The 17,808-nt window shown below is 57.6% G+C and carries 12 protein-coding genes; 5 read left to right on the top strand and 7 right to left on the bottom strand.

Annotation, left to right across the window (positions count from 1 at the left end):
• Window positions 1-36 precede the first annotated feature (36 nt).
• The 5 genes from JOE62_RS10290 to JOE62_RS10310 all read right to left on the bottom strand — a co-directional run bounded on the left by JOE62_RS10290 (window position 37) and on the right by JOE62_RS10310 (window position 8,503).
• Complete coding sequence (locus tag JOE62_RS10290; RefSeq protein ID WP_128470200.1) at window positions 37-468, bottom strand: DUF4233 domain-containing protein; 432 nt, start codon at window positions 466-468, stop codon at window positions 37-39.
• The gene (locus JOE62_RS10295) at window positions 468-1,763 is read right to left on the bottom strand and encodes a bifunctional folylpolyglutamate synthase/dihydrofolate synthase (RefSeq protein WP_239543749.1); all 1,296 of its coding nucleotides are present in this window, start codon (window positions 1,761-1,763) and stop codon (window positions 468-470) included. The genes JOE62_RS10290 and JOE62_RS10295 overlap by 1 nt, the downstream gene beginning before the upstream one ends.
• Window positions 1,764-1,819: 56 nt before the next feature.
• Window positions 1,820-5,080 (bottom strand): isoleucine--tRNA ligase, encoded by a 3,261-nt coding sequence (gene ileS, locus JOE62_RS10300; RefSeq protein ID WP_204722286.1) that lies wholly within the window; start codon window positions 5,078-5,080, stop codon window positions 1,820-1,822.
• 388 nt (window positions 5,081-5,468) lie between these two features.
• Window positions 5,469-6,917: a 5-methylcytosine restriction system specificity protein McrC gene (locus tag JOE62_RS10305; RefSeq protein WP_204722287.1), complete on the bottom strand. Its 1,449-nt coding sequence runs from the start codon at window positions 6,915-6,917 to the stop codon at window positions 5,469-5,471.
• Between the two features lie 14 nt (window positions 6,918-6,931).
• Entirely contained in the window at window positions 6,932-8,503 is a 1,572-nt protein-coding gene (locus JOE62_RS10310; protein WP_204722288.1) for an AAA family ATPase, read from the bottom strand.
• Window positions 8,504-10,481: 1,978 nt separating this feature from the next.
• On the opposite strand from JOE62_RS10310, the gene JOE62_RS10315 reads away from it, so the two are divergent.
• Window positions 10,482-11,051 (top strand): hypothetical protein, encoded by a 570-nt coding sequence (locus tag JOE62_RS10315; protein WP_204722289.1) that lies wholly within the window; start codon window positions 10,482-10,484, stop codon window positions 11,049-11,051.
• 820 nt (window positions 11,052-11,871) lie between these two features.
• Here JOE62_RS10315 and JOE62_RS10320 read toward each other — a convergent pair.
• Window positions 11,872-12,300 carry a hypothetical protein gene (locus JOE62_RS10320; RefSeq protein WP_204722290.1) on the bottom strand — a complete coding sequence of 143 codons (429 nt, stop codon included), beginning with the start codon at window positions 12,298-12,300 and terminating at the stop codon, window positions 11,872-11,874.
• Complete coding sequence (locus JOE62_RS10325) at window positions 12,293-12,688, bottom strand: hypothetical protein (protein WP_204722291.1); 396 nt, start codon at window positions 12,686-12,688, stop codon at window positions 12,293-12,295. Before JOE62_RS10325 ends, JOE62_RS10320 begins: the two co-directional genes overlap by 8 nt.
• A 418-nt stretch (window positions 12,689-13,106) precedes the next feature.
• On the opposite strand from JOE62_RS10325, the gene JOE62_RS10330 reads away from it, so the two are divergent.
• The 4 genes from JOE62_RS10330 to JOE62_RS10345 all read left to right on the top strand — a co-directional run bounded on the left by JOE62_RS10330 (window position 13,107) and on the right by JOE62_RS10345 (window position 17,627).
• On the top strand, window positions 13,107-14,354 hold the full coding sequence (locus JOE62_RS10330) for a sensor histidine kinase (RefSeq protein WP_204722292.1): 1,248 nt from the start codon (window positions 13,107-13,109) through the stop codon (window positions 14,352-14,354).
• Window positions 14,351-14,968 carry a response regulator gene (locus JOE62_RS10335; protein ID WP_204722293.1) on the top strand — a complete coding sequence of 206 codons (618 nt, stop codon included), beginning with the start codon at window positions 14,351-14,353 and terminating at the stop codon, window positions 14,966-14,968. Before JOE62_RS10330 ends, JOE62_RS10335 begins: the two co-directional genes overlap by 4 nt.
• Window positions 14,969-15,079: 111 nt before the next feature.
• On the top strand, window positions 15,080-17,182 hold the full coding sequence (locus JOE62_RS10340; RefSeq protein WP_204722294.1) for an MMPL family transporter: 2,103 nt from the start codon (window positions 15,080-15,082) through the stop codon (window positions 17,180-17,182).
• Window positions 17,175-17,627, top strand: a complete 453-nt coding sequence (locus tag JOE62_RS10345) for a DUF2871 domain-containing protein (RefSeq protein ID WP_204722295.1) — start codon at window positions 17,175-17,177, stop codon at window positions 17,625-17,627. The genes JOE62_RS10340 and JOE62_RS10345 overlap by 8 nt, the downstream gene beginning before the upstream one ends.
• Window positions 17,628-17,808 lie beyond the last annotated feature (181 nt).

Here is a 17,808-nt window from a genome sequence, read left to right on the forward strand (position 1 = left end):
CTACCTCTTCGTATCGTTGATGTACTTCTTGGAATCTTAGGCTTGCTCGGGGTTGGCTTTTTCCCAGGCTTCCTGGGCGGCGGCACGGCGCTTGTTCTCTACGTCGATTTCCCCGCCCTTGGACAGCGCAAACCACCAGCACAGGGCAAACGCCGCGGCCAGGTAGAACATGTCCACCAGGATGAAGCCGCTCAGGAAGAACACTACCTGCAGGATCCAGCCGATGATGTAGCCGATCTTCTTGCCCAGCAGGGCGCAGTTGAAGATGCACAGCAGCGCCACGGCAGCGCCGAGGCTGAGCACCACTGCGGGTTCGCCGCGCTTGAGCCCGAAGGCTGCGAGGGTGACGAACACCGCCAGCAGCGCCTCGCAGACCAGCACGGTTGATGCGAACATCATCTTCGTGGAGCGCTGCTTCTTCTTCATCCCAGGTCGCCACTCGCGCTGGGCACGGGTGAGTTTGGCCATTAGGGCTTGCCTCCCTTGAGCAATAGTGAAATCTCGCCCACCAGTGTAATCGAACCGGTGACCAGCACTCCGCCGGACAGGTCGTTGCCTGCCTCCGCGCGGCCAACCGACCACTCGATGGCATCTTCCAGGTTTTCGGTGACGTGGATGTCCGCTTCCGGCCAGCCGGCATCGATGGCCAGGGTCGACAGCTCGCCGGCGGGAATGGCCCGTGGCGAGGAGGACTGGGTGATGCAGATGTCCTCGACCATGTCCCCGTATTCCTCGCGCAGGGTGTAGAGCATCGCCTCGGCGTCCTTTTCCTGCAGGATGCCGACCATCAGCACCAGGCGGGTGAAGCCGAAGGACTCCTTGATCGCTTCCGCGGTGACGCGGATGCCGTCCGGGTTGTGCCCGGCATCCACCAGGATGCTCGGGGCCGCACGCAGCAGTTCCAGCCGGCCCGGGCTCGTCGCCGCGGCGAAGCCGTCGCGGACCAGGTCGGCGTTCAGCTCGCGCTGTCCGCCGCCGAGGAATGCCTCCACCGCGGCCAGGGCCACGGTGGCGTTCTGCGCCTGGTGGGCGCCGAACAGCGGCAGGAAGATCTCGTCGTAGCGGGCGGCCTGGCCCTGGATGGACAGCAGCTGACCGCCCACGCCGTGCTGGCGTTCGATGAGCTTGAAGTCCAGGGTGTCGAAGGCCGCCGGCACGTCGAGCTCGCGGGCGCGGGACAGCAGCACGTCGGCCGCGTCCACCGGCTGCACCGAGGAGACCAGGTAGCCTCCGGGCTTGAGGATGCCGACCTTCTCCTCGGCGATCTCCCCCGGGGTGTCCCCGAGCAGGTCGGTGTGGTCCAGCGAAATCGGGGTGATCACCGAAACGTCGCCATCGGCCACGTTGGTGGCATCGGTGATGCCGCCCAGTCCCACTTCGAGCACCACGACATCCACCGGGACCTCGGCGAAGACCGCGAAAGCGAGGATGGTGACAGCCTCGAAGTAGGTCAGCTTGTTTTCCCCGCGCTCGACGAGCTCGGCGTCCACAATTTCAAGGAACGGGCTGATCTCATCCCATACGCGCACGAAGGTCTCGTCATCCACCGGTGCACCGTCAATGGCGATGCGCTCGGTGACCGAAATCAGGTGCGGCGAGGAGTAGCGGCCGGTGCGCAGATCGTGCGCCATCAGCAGCGATTCGATCATGCGTGCGGTCGAGGTCTTGCCGTTGGTGCCGGTGATGTGGATGACCGGGCAGGCCTTGTTGGGCTCGCCGAGGATCTCCATGGCCCGGAACATCGGAGCCATGCGCGGCTCCATCTTGTTCTCCGGGGCCCGGGACAGCAATTGCGCGTAGACGCGGTCCAGTTCGCTCACTAGTTGGCCTCGACTTTGCCGGAATCCAGCTTGGCCACGGCAACCTGCTCGCCCTGAGCCGAATCGTCGGCGACGAGCTCCAGCTGCGCGCTCAGGGTTTCGCCGGCCACCAGCTCGCGGTTGGCTTCCAGCGCCGCGATGGTGGCCGCGCTGGCGGTGATCACGGTGCGGATGCGGTCCGAAACCTGCAGGTCCGCGTCCTTGCGGGCGGACTGGATGGAGCGGATCATGTCGCGGGCGGTGCCCTCGGCAGCCAGCGCCTCGGTGACCTCGGTATCCAGCACCAGGAAGCCGCCGTCGATGACCGCCGCGGCGATCTCGCCGGCCGCATCCACCACGGTGTCCAGGGTGTATTCGCCCTCGGCCAGTTCCAGGCCGCCGGCGGTGACAACACCGTTGGCGACGGACCAGTCCCCGGACTTGGCGCCCTTGATGGCCTGCTGCACGTTCTTGCCCAGGCGTGGGCCGGCGGCGCGGGCGTTGACCACCAGCTGCTGGCTGATGCCGTAGCTGGCAGCGTCCACGCCCTCGGCGTCGATCAGGGTCACTGCTTTCAGGTTCAGCTCGTCCTTGATGATCGAGGCGTAGGTGCCCTCCAGTCGGGCGGCATCGGTGAGCACGACCTTCAGCTCGGCCAGCGGCAGGCGCACGCGCAGGTTCTTGGCCTTGCGCAGCGAGGAGCCCACCGAGCAGATCTTGCGGGTGGTTTCCATGGTTTCCAGCAACGTGGCGTCGGTTGGGAATTCGCTGGCTTCTGGCCAGTCTTCCAGGTGCACCGAGCGCTTGCCGGTCAGCCCGCGGAAGATCTCTTCGCTGGCCAATGGCAGCAGCGAAGCGGTGACCTTCACCAGGGTTTCCAGTGCGGTGTACAGAGTGTCGAAGGCCTGGGTGTCTTCATCGAAGAAGCGCTGGCGGCTACGGCGCACGTACCAGTTGGTCAGCGTGTCCATGTAGTGGCGCACGGCCTCGGTGGCGTCGGAAACCTCGTAGGAATCCAGCGCCTCGGTGACTTCGCGCACCAGCTGTCCGGTGGCGGCCAGCATGTACTGGTCCAGCGGGTCGGTGGAGTCCATCGAGCGCTTGGCCTCGTAGCCGGCTCCGTTGTTCGCGGAGTTGGTGTAGAGGTTGAAGAAGTGCCAGACGTTCCACAGCGGCAGCAGTACCTGGCGCACGCCGTCGCGGATGCCCTGTTCGGTTACGACCAGGTTGCCGCCGCGCAGGATCGGGCTAGCCATCAGGAACCAGCGCATGGCATCGGAACCGTCGCGGTCCAGGACCTCGGTGACATCCGGGTAGTTGCGCAGGGACTTGGACATCTTCTGTCCGTCCGAGCCCAGCACGATGCCGTGGGAGATCACGTTGGTATAGGCCGGGCGGTCGAAAAGCGCGGTGGAGAGCACGTGCATGGTGTAGAACCAACCACGGGTCTGGCCGATGTACTCCACGATGAAGTCAGCCGGGTGGTGGCCGGAATCGAACCATTCCTGGTTGTTGAATGGGTAGTGCACCTGGGCGTACGGCATCGAGCCGGAGTCGAACCAGACGTCGAGCACGTCTTCCACGCGGGTCAGCGTGCCGCCTTCGGCACAGCCCTCGTGGGCCTTGGTCAGCTCGTCGATGAATGGGCGGTGCAGGTCAGGCTGGCCTTCGTGGTTCACCGGCAGACGGCCGAAGAAGTCCTTCAGCTCGGCCAGCGACCCGAAGACCTCGCGGTGGGTGCACTCGGCGCCCGAGCATTCCCAGACCGGGATCGGCGAACCCCAGTAGCGGTTGCGCGAGATCGACCAGTCGCGGGCGTTTTCCAGCCACTTGCCGAACTGGCCGTGCTTGACGTTGCCCGGGATCCAGTTGATCTGCTCGTTCAGCTCGACCATGCGGTCCTTGAACTTGGAGACCTCGACGTACCACGAGGAGATCGCGCGGTAAATCAGCGGGGTGCGGCAGCGCCAGCAATGCGGGTAGGAGTGCTCGTAGGAGGCCTGCTTGACCAGCTTCGCCTCGTCCTTGAGCACGTTGGTGATGGTCTTGTTCGCATCGAAGACCTGCACGCCGACAATCTCGGCCAGCGGGCCATTGCCGAAGACCGGCAGGAACTTGGCGCCCTCGTCCACCGAGAGGATCACCGGGATGCCGTGCTCTTCGCAGACCTTCTGGTCATCTTCGCCATAGGCCGGAGCCTGGTGGACGATGCCGGTACCGTCTGCCACGGTGACGTAGTCAGCGGTGACGATCTGCCAGGCGTTTTCGGTGCCGTACTTCTCGGTGTCGGTGTAGGTGTCCCACAGCGGCTGGTAGCGCACGCCGGCAAGCTGCTCGCCGGTGTAGCTGGCGGTGATGGCCGCGGCGGCTTCCTTGGCGTCCTTGTAGCCCAGGTCCTTGGCGTAGGAGCCGAGCAGGTCGCGGGCCAGCAGGAATGGACCGGCGGCAGCCGAAGCCTTCACACCGGCTTCGCCTGCAGGAACCACGACGTAGTCGATCGATGGGTGCACGGCCAGTGCGGCGTTGGTTGGCAGGGTCCATGGGGTGGTGGTCCAGGCCAGAGCCTGCACGCCGGCAAGTTCCTTGGAAGCTTCGGTTTCACCGGCAAGGATGGTGAAGCCAACGGTGACGGTCTGGTCCTGGCGGTTCTTATAGACGTCGTCGTCCATGCGCAGCTCGTGGTTGGACAGCGGGGTCTCGTCCTTCCAGCAGTACGGGAGCACGCGGAAGCCCTTGTAGGTCAGGTCCTTGTCCGAGAGCTGCTTGAAGGCCCAGATGACCGATTCCATGAACTCGACGTTCAGGGTCTTGTAGTCGTTTTCGAAGTCGACCCAGCGAGCCTGGCGGTTCACGTACTGCTTCCACTCATCGGCGTACTTCATCACCGAGGTGCGGCAGGCGTCGTTGAACTTGTCGATGCCCATGGCTTCGATCTGCTTCTTGTCGGTCATGCCCAGCTGCTTCATGGCTTCCAGCTCGGCAGGCAGGCCGTGGGTGTCCCAGCCGAAGCGGCGCTCCACGCGCTTGCCGCGCTGGGTCTGGTAGCGGGCTACCAGGTCCTTGACGTAACCGGTGAGCAGGTGGCCGTAGTGCGGCAGGCCGTTGGCGAAAGGAGGGCCATCGTAGAAGACGAATTCTTCGCCCTCACGCTGCTCGATGGAGGCCTGGAAGGTGTTGTCGTTCTTCCAGTATTCGAGGACGCGCTTCTCAAGATCTGGGAATCGCGGTGAAGCCGGGGTCGAACCGGTTGGGTCAGTAGTGACCTTCGGGTAGAAGCTCATCGAATGGGCCGTCCTTCAAGCGTAGGGTCGATAAATCCTTGCCTACGAGGACGGCGAAATTGCCGCGGTACCACCCCGCTTATCCCCCACCAAGATGATGGGGAATCGCTTATCTTCAGCTGTGACGGGCTGGTCCCGTTCGGTTCTACTTGGCGAACATGAGGTTCGCGGTTCTTCCGAAGACTCACCGGTGATAGCCGGATCAAAGTCGCAGTCCTTATATCATACCGCGTGATGCGCCAGCAGAAAATTCCCAGCAGCCTTCGAATGGCAAGTGAGCGGAGGCTCACAGCTCGGCGAGCGCACCGGCCAGGACAACAATCCCCAAAGCATTAGAACATGTTTTCGAATGCTGGCTCCGGTATCTTACCTGATTTGGCATGAAAGGCTATGCATTGCCTGGGGCCGTCGCGATCAAATTCAGTAAGCGCTCCATCTCAACTGATTCAACCGGTATCGTTGTCTGCCCGGGTTGCGGGAACGGAAGATTCATAACTCCGGCCTGCGACCCTCGGTTCGCTGCAGCTTCCGTCATGTGCACGCAAGGCTTTGAATCTCCGGAGAACGGATAGGCCAGCACTGCCGGAACCTCCCAAAGATTTGCATAGGCGTAAATCTGATATTGGTCTGCCATCGATGCTCTGGTTACGCGCTGTATAGCTTTCTTGTACTTGCCGTCAATGAGCAGTACTGGATTCCCAGGAGCGTCTCGATGCTCAACGTGAATGTCGACGTTTTTTCGCTCTCCTCCATCAAAAAGCACTCTTCGTTCGGGGCTTCTGTTGACCCGATAGTTTCGCGTCAAGTCGACGGCGTCGGCCACGAGGTCTTCCCAGAGTTCGCTGGTTGCAATCTTAAAAGTGAAAACCATGCCGTCGGATTCATCATCTGCCAGCTCAGCGAGCAACACATTGTCGTTTAATATGGCCAGGGCCATCCGGAATACCCCGAGCAATCCGCGATTGCGCATGCGTGCCGTATTCCGCAGGGGACGCCTTACTATTTCAGCGACAGAACCGATGGAAACGTCGTTCAGACGCGCATCGATTTCCAGAGCCAATTCGACAAGGCGATCATCGCTTTTGACTGTTTGAGAGCACCGTCCAACCGCCAGCCGAATTGCCTGCCAAATTTGCGTGTTTCCCTCTAAATCGTCAAATTCACACCATACGGGCAAGCGTCGATTTGCCTTGCGTTTAATAAGTTCGTTGACGATCAAACGTCCGCGAACAGCGCCCAAGGGCTCGGCGACTGGAATGAACTCGGGCCTGCGCCGTGCGACTTGGACTTCTGCCAGGAGCAGGAATAACTTCATGAATGCCTGCCGCGCTTCCGGTTCGCACATCATGAGCGAAATTCCGGGAGGTGGGTCTTCGACTATTGGCCGCAATTTGCTACGGATCAGCTCCCAAAATCCGGCCAAAGTACTCGGTGGAGTTGATTCCACAGCTCGCGTCTCTACAACCGGTGTATCTGCAGTAGTCCAAAGCGCGTCCGTTGCTCCGTCTTCGTCTGTATTCATTTGAACTGGTCGGCACAAGCGACTTAGAGCTTCAGCACACTGGCCTTTCAATCCTAAATAGTCCATTTCGTAGAGGACTACGATGTCTACATCCGCGGATCTGTAATCGACATCAAACGTCCATGCCATCGGACCATTACCGCCTCGGTCTGAGCCTCGCCACGTCTTCGGCAGGACATAGATGAAAATAACGCGGCTGTCTGGTTCATAGGTCCCCGTCGTTTTCAAGACGGTGAGCCCAATCCCGTTTCCGCGTTTGCTGGCTTGAAACCACCTGGATTCCTCGTTGGCTAAGTGGACTTGGGCAGGCGCCATGGCGATTCCCATGGTCAGGATGCGGAGCTACTGGACGGAACAGTGAGGAACCTTCGCCCAAGTCCACGCCCGTGGGCATATAGGCACATCTGGTTCGGCAGCTCTGCTCCGCCATCGAAGAATGCAGCTACTGCATCAGCACTGAGATTGAAAATATGTGCGATCTCGGCCAGTTGCTGCACCAGGGCTTCCGCTACGTCTTTCGCTGTTGCACCCTTTGTAAAGAAATATGAGTGCCCCAATTGAGCATCCGGGCCCACGGCGTCATTCAATTTCTGGTTGACTCGTTCGTGCCAGGAAATCACTCTTTCGAGTTCTTGAGAACGATCATGTCCCAAAGCTAAGGCTAAGCGCTGCCCTGTAAGCACCTCTTGCGTCTTCCACCAGAATCGCCGACGTAATGCCAGGTCAATCGTGCCAACGGAACGATCAGTTGTATTCATTGTTCCGATAATGTGCAGGTTTGGCGGAACAACCAAGTGTTTACGGCTGCCTGGCAAACTTGTCTGCAACTCAACGCTATTGAGTTTCGGTTGTTCGTGCAGTTCAGCGTCGGTAAGCACCGTGCGGAAGTCCTTGGCCTGCCAACTCCAATGTTTACGGAGATCATGTGACTCAGCACCTTCATGAGCGTTTACAGTCGACCTCTTGCCGGGTTCGATAACCATCAAGAGATCACCAAGCACACGTGCTGTGTTGGCCCGGTTGATTTCGTCGAGGAATAGCAAATAGTTCTGCTCAGGGTCCCGGGTCGCCCGTTCGCACATCCGCAGGAATGGCCCGGGCACGACTTCAAACGAATCGGAAGTTGGCCGCAATCCAACGACAAAGTCTTCGTAGGAAGTTGATGGATGGAAAACTAAAACGCTTGTCCTGTTGCCATAGGCAACTTTCAGGCCATCGAGGGAGTGCGTTTTCCCGCTCCCAGCGACGCCTTCGAGAATGACGTTTTTGTAGGTTTCAAGCTCGGTAATCAGCTGATCAAAATCTGTCCCTGCGGGTATCACTTCTTCCGCAGATTCGGCTGGAGCAAGAGGAGCAACCTCCGCGTTTTCCTGTACCCAGCGACTAAATCCTTGTTCGCAAAGTGAAGCATCTTGTTCCGTTCCATGTAGTGCTTCAATTGGGAATTTGGTCCAGACGTAGCTGTCTGGATCCACTGCATACTCCGAACCGGATTTGCGCCTAAGGTTCTCGATGATGGTTCCGGCTGCCATTAGACGAGGGAGCGGGTTATCTGCAAGATTCCATTGATCCTCCACCTCACGTGGCGACTTCGAATAGGAACCTTCACCAGGCCACTCAGGATCCAACAGGCGCAGGAACGAACTGATGTCTTCACGAATGACAACGAATTGCTTTAATTGTTCTCCTGGCACCGCATACGCTTCGAACTTCCGCCCCAGTGCTTCGAAGCAGAATGTCGTAATCTTGTTCATTTGATGCTCGTCGTCATACCCGAAGACGCAAATAACCGCTGACCTCATCTGGGCACTAAGCGTGCCGTCTATCCGAACCTGGTTAAATCTCTGACGTATCTGGGCTTCTGTATGCTCAGCTACGAGCCGAACGGTTCCTGCGTTCACGGACGTTAACACCTCTTCTATCAGGGTAGAATTCGAAATCTGCAGCCTACGTTGCGTTTATCGTCATCTTTGCACATGCCTCATCGCCGCGAAAGATAGTTTTATCGCTTAGATTCCAGCGAGTGATTCAAATTCTGCACATCGGACTGGATGCCTGTGGAACGTGAACAATCCACCGTTTTAGACCAAGATTGCGTTCTCCATGGTTCTCGGTCGCTTAGGGATAACTAGTAACAGCAGTCTTGAAAGCTTCAGAAACGAACGTATGGTTCACAGGCTCAACTGAGAACCAACGGCATTATTGGAAGAATGGCGTTTCTATCTTTCGTATAGACGTCCGGTGTCCCGTATTCGCGTAACGTCACTTTGACTCAAATTTGTACGAACACCTATTGCACGGATGGATACTCCATGCAACAAGGCCGAAGAAATAGCATGTTCTAGTTCTGCAATGCAGCCAACCAAAGCGCCGGTAGGTGTGGGGTTCTTCTCGACTGCATGCAACTGGACCAATTTAGCGATCAACGCGTCAATCCTCGCCCAGTCATATTCAACCGCCGTGTTGGAATCGTTCTCGTGGTGAAATATGACCCAATCGTTCATCAGCTACAGCCCTCTCACGCGGTGACGTTGCAAGCAAATATCTTGCTTGCTGAATCGTAAGGGCCAAACTGAATTCCCCTTACGTAGACTCTATCGCTGGTTAGGAAGCGGTAGTTCGCATTGGTGTCGCAGCGTGGTTCGCGGCAAATGTTGGCCACTCGGTGTGAACGATTATTGGTTGACGAAACCGGCCCATCCTCATCTCGATACAATCCACACACAGGCCAACTTCCAGCACAGGTAGCTCGCAGAGCCCCCGTGATCCAGTGCGGGAAAACTTCCGACACGGAAGTTGAAGCGCATGAATTAGTTGCCCCCAATGGAGTTCGCCTGTCTGCTTAGCCATGGGCTTGAAGGAACCCACACAGCCGGTTGCGCTCCAGTTCGCTGGAAGGTCGATGTCCAAGGCATGTTGCTTGACAGGCAAAGAGGCAGGCTCGCTAGGTATCTGCAAGAACCAATTACCTTCAGTGTCCAGGAGGAAACGTCCTCCTTTCGCATCGGATTGGATCGTCAGGCCCTCAAGCTTCAGCCCTTTCGATTTTGCTAGCGATCGGGTTGAAGGGTCCTTGACAGGGCTTTTTGTCATTGGAGCCTGGGCAGCACTATTCTCCGTTGAAAGTCCGCTTGAGGACGTATTGGTTTGAATTTCAGCGCTGGCATGTGCTCCCGACATGGTCGTTACAGAGAGAGTCACTACGGCGAGACCTGCGAGCATTGAGGTGAACAACGATTTCATGGGGTTCTTTCTGGCGGATAAAACAATCAAATGGGCAACAGTACGAGTTGAGGAGAGCCTACGAGATGATTGTTTGGTACGTCACGGCAATATATACAAGCCCAGGAGCCAAAGAATAATTGTTTCGCCCTTTATCCATCGAGTGATTTTCCGAGCTTCTAGTTCCGTCACGCTCAATCGTTCAGATAACATACGGCAAGGATCCCAATCATGATGGCCATTGCGATTGCATCTAGCGTGACGCCCGGATTATTGCTCGAGTTCCAGAAAAGTAGATCTTGGTACTGATGATTCCGGCTAGTCCCAGGGCGATGGTGTCTACTTTGAAAACGTACTGGTTTTCTCTTCGCTTCAAAAACGACCGTTTTTTGAAGATTGAACTGTCGGCCGACAGGCCCTGCAGAATCGGGAGAGTAGGTTTGTCGAACTTATTCGTCAGATTGGAAGCTGATCGGCTTTTCAGTGTGAGTCAACGACGGTCGGTCGTTTTAGATCCAGGGCTTTACTGACGAGGGAATTTGTTACCAATTTGATACAAGATGCAGGTCATCCCTCGATGTAAACCGAAAATCTCTAAGTTAGAGTAAAGAAGGGTCAGTAAATACACGCTGGTCAACGTTTCAGTTACGAGGAATTATGAAAAATCTTCTTTCCAGGGCTGCCGCCATTATCGGCGCTTCGTTACTCGCAGGATCTGTCCTTGCCTCCCCAGCAATGGCAGCTTCCCCCGCAGATGTGAGTGTCCCTTCAACTGCTGTTCCTGCGGCTACCACTTTCGATCTTTCCGGTTACTTCATAGAACAAAAGGAACCGAATTTTGAAGAAATAACAAAGAATCTCAGCGATGAAGAATTGGCGCTATTGAAGTCTGGTAAACCAGCTGTCGTTTATCAGGAGGCGGAAACCGCAGAAATAACCAAGGTTGAGAAGGAAAGCACCGTCCAGACGTACGCGTTGCTTCCAACTAGCAATTGCGCTTCCACAACCGTCAATGCGTGTCTCTATGGTGCAGGTGGAGCTTCTGTTGATTATGGCTTTATTGGCACGGGATCGCTGACCGGTACTTGGCATAACCGCGGAAGTTACGGTTCGCAGAATCGAACTATGCGAGCTTGCAGCAGTACAGTTTGCTACGCAACAGTTGCGCCTAAGGTCAAGCTTAAGCTCAGCAGCCCCACTACCTTGAAGTCAGTTACCGTGTTTTAAATTCTTTGCTCTGGAAGGTCGCAGGCTGAATGGACTTCCAGAGATTTTAGTTTGTTGTTCTTGCTAAGGCTTTCCCAGTTCAAATGCTGTTTTGAACTGGGAAAGCCTTTGTAAGGCTGATTTTCTGACCTGTTTCGTGCCATGATTTGGGATGCATCACCTTGAAGTAGGTTTCGCTTCAACCGGCGGGATCTCCAATGGTGGTCCGTCCAACAAAAACGACCGTTATTGAACATGTGCCAACATGGCAGTTATTCCACGCAGATAGTCCTATTCATCAAAGGTATTGAAGGCTTGGACTCTGATTATCGGCTGTTCCAGCAACATAAGTCCGGCGCCGAGTGCTACTGCCAGACCGACAAATAACGCTAGAATCTCCTCAGCCCACACGTTAAGGATTTCGCCGAGCTCGTTCAGTGGCGGGAAAATGCCGTTATCCCTGATGCTCTCTTCTCATAGTGACCGGCTGAACCACTGCTCAGGAAGAGCAATATGAGCAACAGCGAGGAGAGAATCAAGAGAGCATGAATTAAATTCGAACTGCGGCTGCGAAGTACCACGGTACGGCTCTATGCATTGTTGTCACCGCAATGTCGAAATGTGTTAGTTGTCTTCTTTTGCAGTTTTCCCTAGTCCCGTTGTTTCGCGGTGAGTGTGCTTCGTGCACGCATGAAAATGCTCCCTCAAAAGTGTCGACTTTTTACAGTCCAATTTTCGGGGAGCAGTTCATTTCACAGTCCAACTATCGGGGAGCATTCCACTTATAGGAGTGGATTGCACCATCTACTGATGCACAGTTCGTGCACGCGTGTATTGATTCTTACTTGAGCAGACTATTCACGAGCTGAATAGGGGTGGACTCTTCGAGGAAGAAGTACAAGTAGATTTTCAAAAGTAGGCTATCCATTTCCTCTGAAGAGATAAGACGGGCTTCGGGGGCACGAAGCGAAACCACTATGGAAGCGACATTCATGATGGCTTTATTATGCTCACCTGTGGAAAGGTTCTTGTTTCTGAAAGATTCCAGATACAGAAGAGCCAGATGGCGCAATACGTCTACATCTGCTTTGCTGTTAGTCGCAATCGTTGAATTCGTGGCACGATTCATTGCGTCAATTGCCACGTCAACTTCAGGTAACGGCAAGCACTGCTGATTCAGTTTGAGAAGAGCATGTTCTGTGAATATTGGGTCTTGATGGCCATTCGCAGAATAGTCAACCTCACTCCGCTCTCCTGGGAAATTATCCACCACAGTTGTATCGCCTCCAGCCTGAAGCGCCTGTTGCGATGTAGCCTTTGCCAGCGATGGTTACACGCCCTTGTGACACTGTATTGAATTCAGCAACATATCCGGTTTTGCACGTGTAATCAGTTTCAACTTCGTTGTGGAACTCTGTTTCACTGGCGACAATGGTTCCGCTACCTGAAGCTCCGGCTTTCTTTTTATGGATATCTAATTCGATTCTGTGCGAAAAGGCTTGGTCGCAGCGGTTGTGCGCCCATCCGGACACATGGCTGTAGTTGCTGCTGTTCGGGGTATGGTACTCACCTGTTACTAACTTGCACCCACCAGGCAAAGCAAATGTTGTTGCTGCTTTATTCGAAGATGCTTCAGGCACATACTCGGTAGAGCTCACACTAAGAATGACTCCTCCTCCATCCTGCTCTACTCGTTCTGCAAGCAATTTCAAAGCCTGCTTCTCATCTTGGTTCAATCTGTCCACATCAACGTAGGAAACATCTACCTTGACGTTGCTGGCGTCAATCCCAAAATGAGAAATCGGCTCTTATGCTACCAACCGACCTCGGAGATTGGATGCTCACGTCGCTACCTGAGAATATTATTCTCACTGCGATTGGTACAGCCCTCCGCGAAGGTTTGCTCCTGCTGACGCTGGCTTTGGGAGTCGTTCTCGCTCTACGAACTAGTTCATTCGAAATCTCAGAAACAGGTACTTCTAATCCTGCACGACTACCCGAAGGCCAAAGCAGCAAGCGATAGCCTTAGAGCGGATCAACCAGCTCAAAAACCACCGTTTTAGTAGGCTATCAAGCATGAGCAATCCCGCACAGCCCTGGGCTGACCCGCAGAAACAGCACCATTATTTCGGTTCTCCTGCGGTTCTACGCTGGGGCCAGCACCTGGTCACATTCATCCTGGTCCTGATCGTGTTGCTCAGGGTCTTCGCCAATGGTGAGAATCCATGGATCACTTTGGGCATTTCGATCATCTTTGCCACGTGGTACTCGGCTGGGTTCATCCTCGTGGCGCGCAGCCGGGCCAAGAGCTTGCCCGCCCGGTGGTTGGCAGTTCTACTCGGTATCTGGATAGCCAGCCTCGCCGCTTCTCCCGAATTCATGTGGCTCGCCTTCAGCCTCTGGCTCCTGCTCGGCCACCAGTTGCCGCTCGTGCCCTCGATCCTGTGGTCTGTCGTCGTCTACGCATTCACGATCCTCGCCCCGTATCTGCATCACTCGGAAGTGACCCTGGCCGCGGCAGCTGGTCCGCTTGTCGGCGGGCTGTTCGCCTGGGGCATTTCCCGCGGTTACCTGCAGATGGAGCGCGATGCACAAGTGCGCACCTCCCTCGTGAATTCCCTGGTCCGCGCCCAGCGTGAAATGGCCGACCTGCAAGAGGAGCTTGCGAGGTCGCAGCGCGAAGCTGGCATTGCCGCGGAACGCACGCGTCTGGCCCGGGAAATCCATGACACTGTTGCGCAGCAGCTCTCCTCCATCGGACTGCACGCCAAGGCGGCAGAGGCTTCCAAGGAATCGGATGCGGCCGGGAAAGCGTTGGTCCGCATCGATGAGCTGTCCGGGCAGGCGTTGACCGACTTGCGCCGCATCATCGCCGCGCTCGCACCGGCCGAGCTGGATGCCCAGGCGCTGGCCGGAGCACTAGGTCGGATCCTGGAGAATTTCAAAGCGGATTCGAATGTCGAAACCCGGCTGGATATCGAGCCGGGCCTGCCCGATTTGGATCCCAGCGTGCAGATCGCTTTGCTGCGCACCGCGCAGTCGGCGCTCTCCAATGTCCTGCGCCATGCGCAAGCTTCCATCATTGCCCTGTCCTTGAGCAGCAGCGGCGACGAGGTGCGCATGGATATCGTGGATGATGGCATTGGCTTCACCCCGAATTCCGGTCCGGTGCAGACCAGCACCGAGGCCGGCGGGTTCGGCCTGACCGCCATGAACCAGCGCCTGCGGGCACTGGGTGGCGGATTGGACGTCGAAAGCTCCCCCGGTGAAGGCACAGCACTGTGTGCCCATCTTCCACTGCATTTGGCAAAGGACAATTCATGATCCGCATCCTCTTGGTCGATGACCATCCCATCGTTCGCACGGGCCTGCGAGCATTGTTCGAGAACTATGAAGACATCGCCGTGATCGGCGAAGCATCCAGCGGCGAGGAAGCACTGGAGTTCGCCAAAACCAATTCCGTCGATGTCGTGCTCTGCGACCTTCGTCTGGGCGACGGGATGAACGGCGCACAGACCACGGCAGCCATCCGCAAGCTGGCCAAGCCGCCCTACGTGTTGATCCTGACCACCTTCGACAAGGACTCGGAGGTACTGGCTTGCATCGAAGCTGGGGCCGCCGGTTATCTGCTCAAGGATGTCAGCGCGCAAACTATCGTGGAGTCCATCAGCCAAGCCGCGGCCGGGCACATGGTGCTTGCCCCGGAGATGACCCAGCGTGTAGTCGAAGGCATGCGACGGCCGAAGGTCGAGCTGACAGCACGGGAGAAAGACGTGCTGGTCCAGCTGGCCACCGGTGCCGGAAACAAGCAGATCGCCAAAGCGCTGTTCGTTTCCGAGGCAACGGTCAAGACCCACCTGGTGCATATCTTCGACAAGCTGCAGGCATCCAGCCGCACCGATGCCATCAACAAGGCGAAGGACCACGGTTTGCTCTAGGTTGTCCCGGTTAGTCGAAGACACGCCGGGGGCCGCCTCAACCTTTCGGTTGAACTTTTCTTCACCCCTTTCCACGATGGATTGACCTGCAAAAACTCATTAACTGGAACTATGAAAGTTCCAGTTATTTCCCGGGTCGGCGATTCGCTGACCAGCCGGCGCGGCGCCCGCATTTGGGCCGCCGGCATCTTCGCAGTCATTCTCGTTCTCTTCGGCGCGCTGAGCAGCGTTCAGGCTCCGGAACGCTCGGCGAGCTCACTGGTTGGCCATTCGGATTCGGCCAAGGTCGCCCAGCTGATCGATGCGAACACCAGCGAATCAAAGACCTCCGCACTGCTCGTGGCCAGCCGTGAAGATGGCCAGGTACTCAGCATTGATGACCGCGCCACGGTAGATCACCAGGCTGAGGCGTTGAGCGACGCAGCGAAGGTCGTTGCTGGCCGCACCATGGCCAGCGAGGATCAGCAGGCGGCGATGGTACCGCTGTCCTGGAATAGCGTCTCTGATGAGGCCGACCGTGAAACGCTGAAGGCGATCCGCGGCTGGATCCAGGAGCATCCCTCCGATGGGTTGCAACTGCAGGTCACCGGGTCTATCGCTTTTGCCGTGGATGTCACCAATGCGTTCGCCGGGGCCGACTTCACCCTGCTGGCAGTCACGGTGGGAATCGTTGCAGTCCTGCTGATTCTCACCTATCGTTCGCCGGTGCTCTGGCTGATCCCGTTGGTGGTGGTCGCTCTCGCCGACCGCAGCGCCTCGCTGGTGGCCAATCTTTTGGGAAACGCCTTCGATCTGCACTTCGACTCCGGCGTGCTCAGCGTCTTGGTCTTCGGTGCCGGCACCAACTACGCGCTGCTGCTGATTTCCCGCTATCGCGATGAACTGCAGCAGAGCGACGGCCACCGGCAGGCACTGTCCAAGGCATGGGCCGCCAGCTTCGAAGCGATCCTGACCTCCAACTTGACCGTCGTGCTGGCCCTGCTGACCCTGTCGCTGGCCGTCATGGAAGATACCCGAGGCTTGGGCATCGTCTGCGCCGCGGGCCTGCTGATCGCCGCGATCTTCGCGCTGTTCCTGCTGCCGCCAGTCTTGGCCATGGCCGGGCGGAAGGCCTTCTGGCCGCTGATCCCCCTCCCGGGACAGGAGATCAAGAAGGAAAACATCTTCGGGCGTGCTGCCCGTGCAGTGATGACCCGTCCGGGCCTGAACCTGGCAGCCCTGTCAGTGCTGCTGCTGGTATTGGCCAGCGCACTGACCGGTACCCGCATCGGCCTGGACCAGAGCCAGCAGTTCCGCACGGCAACCGAGTCCTCCACTGCCATGGCCACCCTGGCCGAGCACTTCCCGGCCGGTGAAACCCAGCCGATCACGGTGCTGGCCCAGGACACCGATATCGATGCGCTGCGTCATGGGTTCGCGGCAGTTGAGAACGTGAAGCGCGTGGGCGAAGCCAGCCAGCTCGGCAACACGCAATGGCAGCAGTTTTCGGTCATCTCGGAGGTTGATCCCAGTGCCGCCGAAGCCCAGGGCCTGGTGGCCGACCTGCGAGATGCAGCAGCAAGCTCTCATGCAGGACAGGTGCTGATCGGCGGACAGAGCGCAGAACAATTGGATTCGCATCAAATGCACCTGCGAGACCTCTACGTGATTGCGCCGCTGATCATGATGATCTGCTTCGTGATGCTCGGCTGGCTCACCCGTTCATGGCGCACTGCCCTGGCCTTGGGAGTGGTGAACCTGCTCAGTGCTGCAGCTGCTGTCGGATTGGGTTCGCTGGTTTCCTCAGTCGTCTTCGAGGCTGACGCGCTGGATGTCCAAGTGCCGCTGCTGGCCTTCGTCTTCCTCGTAGCGCTCGGCGTGGACTACACGATCTTCCTGACCCAGCGAGTCCGCCAGGATGCGCAGGCGCTGGAACTCCATGAAGCAGTTGCCTTGGCAGCAAGCCGCACCGGATCAGTCATCACCAGTGCCGGGCTCGTGCTCGCCGGAGTATTTGCCGCCCTGGCGACCTTGCCGCTGACGGTCCTGGGGCAGCTCGGCCTGATCGTCGGACTCGGCGTCCTGCTGGACACATTCGTTGTTCGAACCCTGCTGCTGCCCGCGCTGTTCGCGGTCCTGGGTACGGCCAAGCGCCCGGTCTTCGGCCACGTTTCCTCCCCTGCGGAAGCAGCTGCAGGACCATCCCTTCAGAAAGAAAGCAACATCAATGCGTAAGCTCGTCAATTTCTCCTTCGCCTACATGATCCTCGGAGTCGCTTCAGGTCTCTTCTACCGCGAATTCACCAAGATGAACGGTTTCCCGGAGGGAGCGTGGACCCAGCTATCGGTAGTCCATACCCATCTGCTCGTTCTGGGCTTCGTCATCCTGCTGCTGGTGCTCCTGCTGGAGAAGGCCTTCGGCCTGAGCCAGCATCGCAAGCTCTTCGCATGGTTCACGGGAACCTACAATGCGGGTGTGCTCCTCACTGCGGGCATGCAGCTCACCCATGGCATCATGACCGTGTTGGGCATCGAGTCCTCCAAGATGGTCTCCGGCATCGCGGGCCTTGGCCACATGTCGATCACTGCAGGCATGATCCTGCTGTTCGTCATGCTCCGCCGCAGTGTCGGCGCCGGAGAACAGCAGAAGGCCGCACAAAAGTGGGCAGTCGAGGGCTAGGCAATCGGCCCGTTGTCGATTAGCCGTTCCCGGCTGGCCGGTGAACTGGCTGGCTGGGCGGGCCTGAGCATCGCGCCGTAGCCCTGGCAGCAGCGCTGCTCATGGCAGCTGATACTTATTCGGCCGGTAGCAAGCCGAAGAAGTTGCGGGCTGAAAACACCAAAGGGCAGGGTCCCTCAGC

The organism is Glutamicibacter nicotianae, assembly GCF_016907615.1.
Classification (GTDB): Bacteria; Actinomycetota; Actinomycetes; order Actinomycetales; family Micrococcaceae; genus Glutamicibacter; species Glutamicibacter nicotianae.

Coding starts and splice junctions, on each gene's coding strand:
- JOE62_RS10315 (WP_204722289.1), top strand. CDS start 10,482: ATGAAAAATCTTCTTTCCAGGGCTGCCGCCATTATCGGCGCTTCGTTA.
- JOE62_RS10305 (WP_204722287.1), bottom strand. CDS start 6,917: ATGGCGCCTGCCCAAGTCCACTTAGCCAACGAGGAATCCAGGTGGTTT.
- JOE62_RS10330 (WP_204722292.1), top strand. CDS start 13,107: ATGAGCAATCCCGCACAGCCCTGGGCTGACCCGCAGAAACAGCACCAT.
- JOE62_RS10345 (WP_204722295.1), top strand. CDS start 17,175: ATGCGTAAGCTCGTCAATTTCTCCTTCGCCTACATGATCCTCGGAGTC.
- JOE62_RS10295 (WP_239543749.1), bottom strand. CDS start 1,763: ATGGAGCCGCGCATGGCTCCGATGTTCCGGGCCATGGAGATCCTCGGC.
- ileS (WP_204722286.1), bottom strand. CDS start 5,080: ATGAGCTTCTACCCGAAGGTCACTACTGACCCAACCGGTTCGACCCCG.
- JOE62_RS10340 (WP_204722294.1), top strand. CDS start 15,080: ATGAAAGTTCCAGTTATTTCCCGGGTCGGCGATTCGCTGACCAGCCGG.
- JOE62_RS10290 (WP_128470200.1), bottom strand. CDS start 468: ATGGCCAAACTCACCCGTGCCCAGCGCGAGTGGCGACCTGGGATGAAG.
- JOE62_RS10335 (WP_204722293.1), top strand. CDS start 14,351: ATGATCCGCATCCTCTTGGTCGATGACCATCCCATCGTTCGCACGGGC.